Raw genomic sequence first — 9310 nt, forward strand, 5'->3', positions numbered from 1 at the left:
CTCCCCCGCCGCGCTTCGCCGGGCTGGAGGACCACTTCGTCTGCGCCTGGACGACGCCCGCCGAGGCGAGCATCTGGGCGGCCATGGGCGCGGTGAGGCCCAGGCCCACCATCGTCTGCACGAAGCGGCGGCGCGAGAGCCCGCCCGCGTTCACCTCCGAGACCAGCGTCCTCAGTCCCTGCTCGTCCATGGAATCCTCCGTCGGCCTCAGGCCTGTTTGTACCAGTACGCGAGGTGCCAGAGCGTCAGGTCCCAGCCGGAGAGGTCCATGCCCCGGAGTCGCGCGGCCGACGCGGAGACGCCGTTGCGCCAGAGGACCGGAATGACCACGACGTTCTGGATCACGAGGTCGTTCATCTTGACGAAGAGCGCCGCGCGCTTGACCGGGTCGAGCTCGACGTCCGCCGCCCGGTAGGCCCGATCGTACTCCTCGTTGCGCCAGCGCGTGATGTTGCGTCCCTGCCACTTGTTGTCCTTCGACGCGACCTCCCACGAGGTGAACTGGTTCATGAAGTACGCCGGGTCGGGCGAGCCCATCGTGGTGTTGTACATCTGGAGGTCGGCGTAAGAGTGCCCGTAGGTGTCGGGGTTCGCCACGTCCGACGAGAAGTACACCGACGCGACGACCGACTTCAGCTCGAGCTCGATCCCCGCGCGGGCCGCCGCCTGCTTGACGATCTGCTGGGTCTTCTGGCGCGGAACGTTGATCGAGGTCTGGTAGACCATGCGGAGCTTCCGGCCGTCCTTGGCGCGGACGCCGTCCGGGCCGCGGACCCAGCCCGCGGCGTCGAGGACCTGGTTCGCCTTCTCGACGCTGAACTCCCAGCTCGTGCTCCTCGAGTAGAAGCGCGAGGGCGCGTTGAGGAAGTTGGCGGTCGTCTGGCCCTGGCGGCCGTAGATCTCCTCCTGCACCGCCGCGCGGTCCACCAGGAGGTTCAGCGCCCGGCGCACCGCCGGGTCGGCGAGCAGCGGGTGGGAGGTCTTGACCGAGGAGCGCTCGCCGTCGACGTCCCGCCACGGGTCGGTGAAGTTGCACTGGATGTGCTCGGGATTGCCCGTCGGCCAGATGTTGACGCGCCCCTTGCCGCCCTGCTCGAGGCGCCGCAGGATGTCGTCCTCGACCTGCATGTTCCAGGCGTAGTCGTACTCGCCCGTCTGCAGCACCGCGCGCGCCGCGGAGGCCGCGTCGCCGCCGCCCTTCATCTCGACGACGTCGAAGAACGGCCGGTTCGGCACGTGGTAGGCGGGGTTGAGCTCGCCGCGCACGACGTCGCCGGGCTTGAAGTCGACGAAGCGGTAGGGCCCGGTACCGACGGGCCTGAGGTTGGCCGGCGCCTCGCGCGAGCGCGCGCCCCGGTAGGAGTCGAAGAGGTGCTTGGGGATGAGCATGCCGCGGATGCCGCAGAAGGCGTCGGCCCAGAAGGGCAGGGGCCGCGAGAACACGAGCTTCACCGTGTGGCTGTCGAGCTTCTCGATCCGCTGGAGGTCGCGATAGGCGCCGACGGTCACGGCGGCCGTCGCGGGATCGGCGACGAACTCCCAGTTGAAGACGACGTCGTCGGCGGTGAAGGGCCGGCCGTCGTGCCAGGCGACGCCGCGCTTGAGCCGCCACGTCACCGACATCCCGTCCCGCGCCAAGCCGCCGTTCTGCAGGCTCGGGATCTCGGCGGCCAGGACCGGTACCAGGTTGCCGTCGGGATCGAACGAGGCGAGCGGCTCGTAGAAGATGCGCGAGGCGTCCTGGTCCTTCGTGCCGGTGGCGAAGTGCGGGTTCAGGAGGGTCGGCGCCTGCCACCACAGCGCCTTGAGCTGGCCCCCGCCACCGCGGCGGGCCGGCGTGAACGCGTCGGTCCTGACCTGGGCCCGCGCGGCGCCCGCGCAGGTGAGCATCTGCGCCGCGAGCGGCGCGCCGAGGCCGAGGCCGACCATCAGGCGCGTGAACGCGCGGCGCGAGACGCGGCCAGCCCGCACGTCCTCGATGAGCCCGCGGATCTCGCGTTCGTCCATGACAGGTGCCTCCTTCGGCCGCGGCGCTCGCCGCTACGCCCCGCGGCGGCGGGTCATGTGTGCTCCAGCATCCTGACGGCGACGTCGAGCGCCTCGACCATGGACTCGTGGTTGGCGATGCCTTTCCACGCGCGGTCGAACGCGGTGCCGTGGTCCACCGAGACGCGCAGGAACGGGAGCCCCACCGTGACGTTCACGCCGGAGAGGCCCGTCCAGCGCTTCGTCGCCTCGTCGTAGGTGAAGCCCAGCGTCTTCACCGGGATGTGCCCCTGGTCGTGATACATGGCGACGACCATATCAAATTCGCCGCCGCGGGCGCGGGAGAAGAGGGTGTCGGCGGGCAGGGGACCCGTGACGTCGAGGCCCCGGGCGCGCGCGGCCTCGATCGCGGGCACGATCGCCGTCTGCTCCTCGTCGCCGAAGAGCCCGTCCTCGCCCGCGTGCGGGTTCAGCCCGGCGACGGCGATCCGCCCGTGCGGCAGCCCGAGCCCGTCGAGCGTCTTCCGGGCGAGCTCGAGCGTCGTCGCCACGCGGTCGCGCGTCACCAGCTCGGGGACGCGCCGCAGCGCGACGTGCGTGGTCACGTGGATCACGCGCAGGTCGCGGCCGAGGAGGAGCATCGCGTAGTCGCGGGTGCCCGAGAGGTCGGCCAGGATCTCGGTGTGGCCCGAGTGGGTCATCCCCGCGGCGGCGAGCGCCTCCTTGTTGATCGGCGCCGTCACGATGCCGTCGATGGCGCCCGCGCGCGCGAGGCGCACCGCGGTCTCAATGTACGCGTAGGCCGCGCGCCCCGCCGCCGCGCTGACGCGGCAGCGCGCCAGCGTCGCCATGTCCACGTTGCCGAGGTCGAGGACCTCGAGCGCGCCCCCGTCGAAGCGGCAGTCGGCGACGTCCTTCACGGCGTGGAGCGCGAGCGGCGCGCCCACGAGCGCGAGGGCCTCCCGCATCGTGGACGCGGCGCCGATCACGACGGGCCGGCACCGCGCGCGCACGTCGCCCTCGGCGCAGGCGCGCGCGATGATCTCCGGGCCCACGCCGGCCGGATCGCCCATGGTGACGCCGAGCACCGGGTGCTTCACGCCGTGGCCTCCCCGGCGAGCGCGACGAAGAGGTCCGGCGGGCCGAAGTCACCGGCCTTGGTCAGCACGGCGAGCTCGGGCCGGCCGGGCGCCTGGAGCCGGGCGAGCGCCAGGCCGGGCCCGGGCGCGCCGACGAGCTCGATGCGCGTGGCGCCGAGGGCGCGATACAGGGCGACCGCGGTGTCGCCGCCGGTGACGATGACCAGGTCGAAGCGCTCGGCGGCGAGCACCCGGGCCGCCTCGGCGCCGACCTCCGCCGCGGCCTTCGCCGGATCGCCGCGCTCGCCGTCGGACGCCGCCAGCACGCGGAGGCCCGCCCGCCGCGCCTCGGCGATCTGGCGGCGCGTCGCGGGGCTCGTGCTGCCGGCGACGATCAGCCAGCGCCCCGCCGGCAGGGACGCGGGCCCGGCGGAGAGCCCGAGGCGCACGGCCAGCGGGCGCGCCAGCCCCGCGGAGCCGGCGAGCAGCGGCGGGGCGTCCAGGGCGAGCGCGGCGCCGACGAGCGCGTCGAGGTCGGCGTCGGTCTCGGCGTCGGCGACCGCGATCATGCCCGCGAGGCGCTCGACGCGCGCGGCGAGCGCGACGCCGCCCGCGCGCACGTCGGCGAGCGGGATCCAGGCGAGCGGCCGGTCGCTCTCGGGACGGAGCACGTCCACGACGCTCGCGCGGGGCTCGCCGTGCACGAGCAGCTGGCGGTCGACGACGACGCGGCCCTGCGCGGGGAACGCCGGGCAGGCGAGGACGCTCGAGGCGCCCGTCGCGCGGAGGAGCGCGGCGAGCTCGGCGCCGACGTGGCCGCGCAGCGTCGAGTCGATCTTCTTGAACCACGACGGCGCGCCGGAGCGCGCGGGCCGCCCGACGGCGTGCTGGACGCGGCGGGCCGCCTCACGCGCGTCGAGGGCGCGCGACTCGGTGTCCACGACGCTGACGGGCGCGGCGACGGGCGGGTCGGGCCAGACCGCGACGGGGACGGGCGACTTGCCGGCGAAGAGCGTGCCCGCGTCGCAGGCGCCCGTGAGATCGTCGGCGACTATCGTGAGCCTCATCGAAGTCCGCCTACTATAACAAGGGCTTCGCGGGCGTTCACGGAATGTCGGGGTATACTTTCGGTGTTCCACACGTGATGAATTCCGCCGACTCCCGAACCCGCGCGCCGAAGACCCTCGTCGTGGTCGCCGCCGCCGTCGTGCTCGCGGGCATCGGCGGCGCGGGGCTCTACGTCGCCCTCGGCCGCGCGCCGGAGCCCTCGGGCGCGGCGCCCGTCGAGCCCCGCCGGGCCGCCGCCGCGGCGCCGGCGCCCGCGGTGCCACCGCCGCGGCCCGGCCGGGTGCTGAGCGTCGCGGACGCGGTCAAGGAGCTCGATCTCGTCCAGCCGACGCGGCCGAAGCACGCCGAGGACTTCGCGCTGCCGCTGGCGGACGGGACGCGCTTCCGGCTCGCCGACCAGCGCGGCAAGGTGGTCCTCGTCAACTTCTGGGCCACGTGGTGCCCGCCGTGTCGCGAGGAGATGCCGGCGATGGAGCGGCTCTGGCAGCGCCAGAAGGAGCACGGCTTCGTGCTCGTCGCCGTCTCGGTGGACGCCGATCCGAAGGTCGTCAACCCGTACCTGGCGAAGCACAAGCTGAGCTTTCCGGTGGCGCTCGACCCGAAGCTCGACCTCGGGAACGCGTACGGCGTGCGCGCGCTGCCGTCGAGCTTCATCCTGGACCGCGACGGCTACGTGACAGCACTCGCGCTCGGCCCGCGCCGCTGGGACGGCGACGCGTCGCTCTCGCTGTTCGAGGGGCTCCTCCGGTCGCCATGACCGAGTCGCTCGGGGTCGCGGTGTCCTTCAGCGCGGGCCTCTTCTCGTTCCTCTCGCCCTGCGTGCTGCCCCTCTTCCCCTCGTACATCTCGCTCATCACGGGGATGTCCGTCGCCGACCTCACGGCCGACCTCGGCCCCGCCGCGCGGCGCCGCGTGCTCCTCCACGCGCTCGCCTTCATCCTCGGCTTCGCGACGGTGTTCGTCGCCCTCGGCGCGTCGTTCAGCGCCCTCGGCCAGCTCCTGCTCGACTACCGCGTGTGGATCCGGCGGATCGGCGGCCTCCTGATCGTCGTCTTCGGCCTCTACATCGTCGGCGTCCTCCGGATCGGCCTCTTCGGCCGCACCCGGCAGCTCCAGCTCCGGCAGAAGCCGGCGGGCTACGTCGGCTCGCTCCTGGTGGGCGTCACCTTCGGGATCGGCTGGACGCCCTGCGTCGGGCCGATCCTTGGGGCGATCCTCACGCTCGCGTCCACCGCCGAGAACGTCGGCCGCGGCGTCGCGCTGCTCGTCGCCTACTCGGCGGGCCTCGGCCTGCCCTTCCTGCTCGCCGCGGCGGCCCTCGGGCCGTTCCTGCGCGCCTTCCGGAGCTACCGGCCGTTCATCCCCGTCGTCGAGCGCGCCGCGGGTGTCCTGCTCGTCGTCGTCGGCGTCCTCGTCTTCACCAACTACTACGTCGCCCTCAACGCCTGGGCGATCTCGCTCACGCCCGACTGGCTCCTCAAGCGGCTTTAGCCGCGTGCGCGTCCACGTCAGCGTTCCCGCGACGTCCGCCAACCTCGGCCCGGGGTTCGACACGCTCGGGCTGGCGCTGGCCCTCCACAACGAGGTCGTCGCCGAGGAGGCCGAGCGCGTGACCGTGAGCGTCGCCGGCGAGGGCGCGGGACGCCTGCCCGCCGACGACACGAACGTCGTGGCCCGCGGCGTCCGGCTCGCGTACGAGGCGGCCGGCCGGCGCTTCCGGGGCGTCCGGCTCGAGTGCGTGAACCGCGTGCCCGCCGCGCGCGGGCTCGGCTCGAGCGCCGCCGCGTGGGTCGGCGGCCTCACCGCGGGCAACACGCTCCTCGGCTCGCCGCTCGACCGCGACGGGCTCGTCGGCCTCGCGGCGCGCGCCGAGGGTCACCCCGACAACGTCGCCGCCGCGGTCTTCGGCGGCCTCACGGTCGCGTGCCCGACCGCCGCCGGGGTGAGCGCGGTCTCGCTCCCGGTGCCGCGCGAGCTCCAGTGGGTGGTGCTCGTGCCCGAGGTGACGAGCGCCACGGCCGACGCCCGCGCCGTGCTGCCGGCCGCCGTGCCGCGCGCCGACGCGGTGTTCAACGTCCAGCGCGTCGCCCTCCTGCTCGCGAGCCTGCAGGCCGGCCGCGTCACCGCGCTCGCGGCGGCGCTCGACGACCGGCTGCACCAGCCCTACCGGGAGAAGCTCTTCCCGTGGATGCCCGGCGTCGTGGCCGCCGCGCGCGCCGCGGGCGCGCTGGGCTGCGTGCTGAGCGGCGCCGGCCCCTCGCTCCTCGCGGTCGTCGCGGGCGACGCCGCGCGCGTGGCGCGCGCCATGGAGGACGCGCTCCGCGGAGCGGGCATCGCCGGCGCGGCGCGCGCGCTCGCCGTGGACACCCACGGCGCGGTCGCCCGCGCCGTCTGAATTGACTCGCGCCGCGCGCGGGTGCTAAGTGGAAGCCCCATGAGTGACGGGGTCCTGGCCGACCACGAGCTCCGCGCGGCCGTGCGCGAGGGCTGGATCGGTGCTGCGCCGACGATCACGGACGAGCAGTTCCAGCCGGCGAGCCTCGACCTCCGGCTCGGCACGACGGCCTACCAGCTCCGCGCGAGCTTCCTGCCCTTCGACGAGACGGTGCAGGACCGGCTCGGGAGCGACCTCGCGCAGAGCGACCTCGTCATCGACCGGGTGGCGCTCGAGCCGGGCGCGACGTTCCAGCCGGGGTCCGTCTACCTCGTGCCGCTCCTCGAATCGCTCCGGCTGCCGCCGCACGTGCGGGGCCGCTCGAATCCGAAGAGCACGACGGGCCGGCTCGACATCTTCACGCGCGTCATCACAGACCGGACGCCGCGCTTCGACGAGGTCCGCGCGGGTTACGCGGGGCCGCTCTACCTCGAGGTCTCGCCGCAGTCGTTCCCGGTCCGCGTGCACGCCGGCCTCTCGCTCAACCAGCTTCGCCTGCTCTCCGGCCAGACGGCCATGTCGGACCCCGAGCTCGCGCGCGTCTACCGCGCGTCGCCGCTCCTCCACGACGACGACGGGCGCCCGATCCCGATCGAGCGCGCCGTGTTCAACGACGGGCTCTGCATGGGGCTCGACCTCTCGGGCCGGGCGACCGACGGGATCATCGGCTACCGCGCCCATCCGAACCCGCCCGCGGTCGACCTCGCCCGGATCGACCACTACGATCCCACCGAGTTCTGGGAGCCGATCAAGCGGCCGGCGCGCGACAGCTACATCCTCGAGGCGAACCGCTTCTACATCCTCGTCTCGAAGGAGCGGATCCGCGTGCCGCCCGAGTTCGCGGCCGAGATGGTCGTCTACGACGCCGGCGCGGGGGAGATCCGCACGCACTACGCGGGGTTCTTCGATCCCGGGTTCGGCTACGGCGACGGAAGCATCCCGGGCACCAAGGTCGTGATGGAGGTGCGGGCCCGCGAGGTGCCGTTCATGGTCTACGACGGCCAGACGTCGTTCAAGGTGTGGTTCGAGCGCCTGCGGTCGCGCCCCGCGCGCGTCTACGGGGTGGGGCTCGCCTCGTCCTACCAGCACCAGACCCTCACCCTCAGCAAGCAGTTTCGGCGGTAGGAGGGGGCCCCGGATGTTAGAATCGGTCCAGGGAGGGCGCGATGGCTGAGCAGAAGAAGAAGGAGACCCGGCCCACCAAGCCCGCCGAGGGCGGCGACGGCGCTGCCGCCAGCCCGGAGCTCGCCAAGAAGGGCAAGAAGATCAAGGAAGACATCGACAAGCTCCTCGACGAGATCGACGACATCCTCGAGGAGAACGCCGAGGAGTTCGTGAAGAGCTACGTGCAGCGGGGAGGCGAGTAAGCGGTGCCGGTCTACGAGTACCGCTGCAAGCACTGCCAGAAGGAGTTCGAGAAATACGTCGCGGGCGCGACCACCGCGGTCGCGTGCCCGACGTGCCAGAGCCCCGACGTCATGCGGAAGCTGTCGGTCTTCGGCCTGAAGACCGCGCCCGCCGTCGCCTCGTCCGCGATGTCCTCGGGCGGGGGCTGCTGCGGCGGCGGCTGCGCCTGCCACTGATCCAGTTGCCTTCCGTCCGGTAGTCCGCCGATGGATCTCCGCCGCCTCGAGGTGTTCGCCAAGGTGGCCGAGCTCGGGAGCTTCTCGCGCGCCGCCGAGGCGCTGTCCCTCACCCAGCCCACGATCTCCGAGCACGTCCGGGCGCTCGAGAACGAGCTCGGCGTCCAGCTCCTCGACCGGCTCGGCCGCGGTGCTACGCCGACGCCCGCGGGGCAGCTCGTCCTCGGGTACGCGCGGCGGATCCTGGCGCTCGCGCGCGAGGCGCGCCAGGCGCTCGACCACTTCCAGGGGCGTCTCAGCGGCGAGCTCGTCGTCGGCGGCTCCACCATTCCCGGCGAGTACGTGCTGCCGGGGCTGATCGGCCGGTTCAAGACCCGGTATCCCGACATCTCCGTGTCGCTGCTCATCGGCTCGAGCCGCCAGGTCACGGCGTGGACCGACGATGGGCGCGTCGAGGTGGCCGTCGTCGGCGCGCCGCCGGCGCCGCGGTCGCTCGCGGCGCGCGAGCTCATGGCGGACGAGCTGGTCCTCGTCGTGCCCGCGGGTCACCCGTGGGCGGCCAAGAAGAGCGTGCCGCTCGGGGAGCTCAAGGCCGAGCCGCTCATCGTGCGCGAGCGGGGCTCGGGCTCCCGCGACGCCCTCGAGCGTGCGCTCGCCGAGGCCGGCGCCGCGCTCTCGGGGTTCCGGGTCGTCGGCGAGATGGGCTCGACCCAAGCGATCAAGCAGGCCGTGCGCGCGGGCGTGGGCCTCGCGATCGTCTCGAAGCGCGCGGTCGAGGACGAATGCCGCGCGGGGCTGCTCCACTGCGTGAAGGTGAAGGAGCTGCGCGTGGCGCGCTTCTTCTACCTCGTGACCCATCGCGCCCGGAGCCGCTCGCCGCTGGCCCAGGCGTTCGTGGCCTTCCTCGAATCCGAGCCGCTCGAGCGGCCGTCCTAAGGGCGGCATGGCCGAGCACACCCACACGGAGGTCCGGCTCACCTCGTACGCCGCCTGCGCCGGCTGAGCGTCCAAGATGGCTCCTGGAGATCTCCAGGAGGTGCTGGCGGCGCTCGGGCCCGCGCGGACCCATCCGGACCTGCTCGTCGGCCTCGGCGCGGCCGACGACGCCGCGGTCTGGCGCCTGGGGCCCGAGCTGGCACTCGTCGAGACCGTGGACTTCT

At 73.5% G+C, this 9310-nt stretch carries 11 protein-coding genes; 7 read left to right on the forward strand and 4 right to left on the reverse strand.

Annotated elements, in window-relative coordinates:
- The 4 genes from VKG64_12065 to VKG64_12080 all read right to left on the reverse strand — a co-directional run.
- Positions 1-190 (reverse strand): peptide ABC transporter substrate-binding protein (locus tag VKG64_12065; GenBank protein ID HKB25776.1); only part of this gene is annotated, 190 nt, incomplete at its 3' end.
- Positions 191-207: 17 nt separating this feature from the next.
- Positions 208-2007: a peptide ABC transporter substrate-binding protein gene (locus VKG64_12070; GenBank protein HKB25777.1), complete on the reverse strand. Its 1800-nt coding sequence runs from the start codon at positions 2005-2007 to the stop codon at positions 208-210.
- Between the two features lie 53 nt (positions 2008-2060).
- Positions 2061-3086 carry a 4-hydroxythreonine-4-phosphate dehydrogenase PdxA gene (pdxA, locus tag VKG64_12075; protein HKB25778.1) on the reverse strand — a complete coding sequence of 342 codons (1026 nt, stop codon included), beginning with the start codon at positions 3084-3086 and terminating at the stop codon, positions 2061-2063.
- Positions 3083-4132 (reverse strand): four-carbon acid sugar kinase family protein, encoded by a 1050-nt coding sequence (locus tag VKG64_12080; protein ID HKB25779.1) that lies wholly within the window; start codon positions 4130-4132, stop codon positions 3083-3085. Before VKG64_12080 ends, pdxA begins: the two co-directional genes overlap by 4 nt.
- 77 nt (positions 4133-4209) lie before the next feature.
- Between VKG64_12080 and VKG64_12085 the strand changes: the two genes are divergently transcribed.
- From VKG64_12085 to VKG64_12115, 7 genes are read left to right on the forward strand one after another with little or no spacing between them, the layout of a single operon-like run.
- Positions 4210-4890 (forward strand): TlpA disulfide reductase family protein, encoded by a 681-nt coding sequence (locus VKG64_12085; GenBank protein HKB25780.1) that lies wholly within the window; start codon positions 4210-4212, stop codon positions 4888-4890.
- Positions 4887-5624 carry a cytochrome c biogenesis protein CcdA gene (locus tag VKG64_12090; GenBank protein HKB25781.1) on the forward strand — a complete coding sequence of 246 codons (738 nt, stop codon included), beginning with the start codon at positions 4887-4889 and terminating at the stop codon, positions 5622-5624. Before VKG64_12085 ends, VKG64_12090 begins: the two co-directional genes overlap by 4 nt.
- A gap of 4 nt (positions 5625-5628) precedes the next feature.
- Entirely contained in the window at positions 5629-6528 is a 900-nt protein-coding gene (thrB, locus tag VKG64_12095; GenBank protein HKB25782.1) for a homoserine kinase, read from the forward strand.
- Between the two features lie 39 nt (positions 6529-6567).
- The gene (locus tag VKG64_12100) at positions 6568-7692 is read left to right on the forward strand and encodes a 2'-deoxycytidine 5'-triphosphate deaminase (GenBank protein HKB25783.1); all 1125 of its coding nucleotides are present in this window, start codon (positions 6568-6570) and stop codon (positions 7690-7692) included.
- 41 nt (positions 7693-7733) lie between these two features.
- Entirely contained in the window at positions 7734-7934 is a 201-nt protein-coding gene (locus VKG64_12105; protein HKB25784.1) for a ubiquitin-like protein Pup, read from the forward strand.
- A gap of 3 nt (positions 7935-7937) precedes the next feature.
- On the forward strand, positions 7938-8150 hold the full coding sequence (locus VKG64_12110) for a zinc ribbon domain-containing protein (GenBank protein ID HKB25785.1): 213 nt from the start codon (positions 7938-7940) through the stop codon (positions 8148-8150).
- A 30-nt stretch (positions 8151-8180) separates the two neighbouring features.
- Positions 8181-9086 (forward strand): selenium metabolism-associated LysR family transcriptional regulator, encoded by a 906-nt coding sequence (locus tag VKG64_12115; GenBank protein ID HKB25786.1) that lies wholly within the window; start codon positions 8181-8183, stop codon positions 9084-9086.
- Positions 9087-9310 lie beyond the last annotated feature (224 nt).

The organism is Candidatus Methylomirabilota bacterium (assembly GCA_035260325.1).
Classification (GTDB): Bacteria; Methylomirabilota; Methylomirabilia; order Rokubacteriales; family CSP1-6; genus AR19.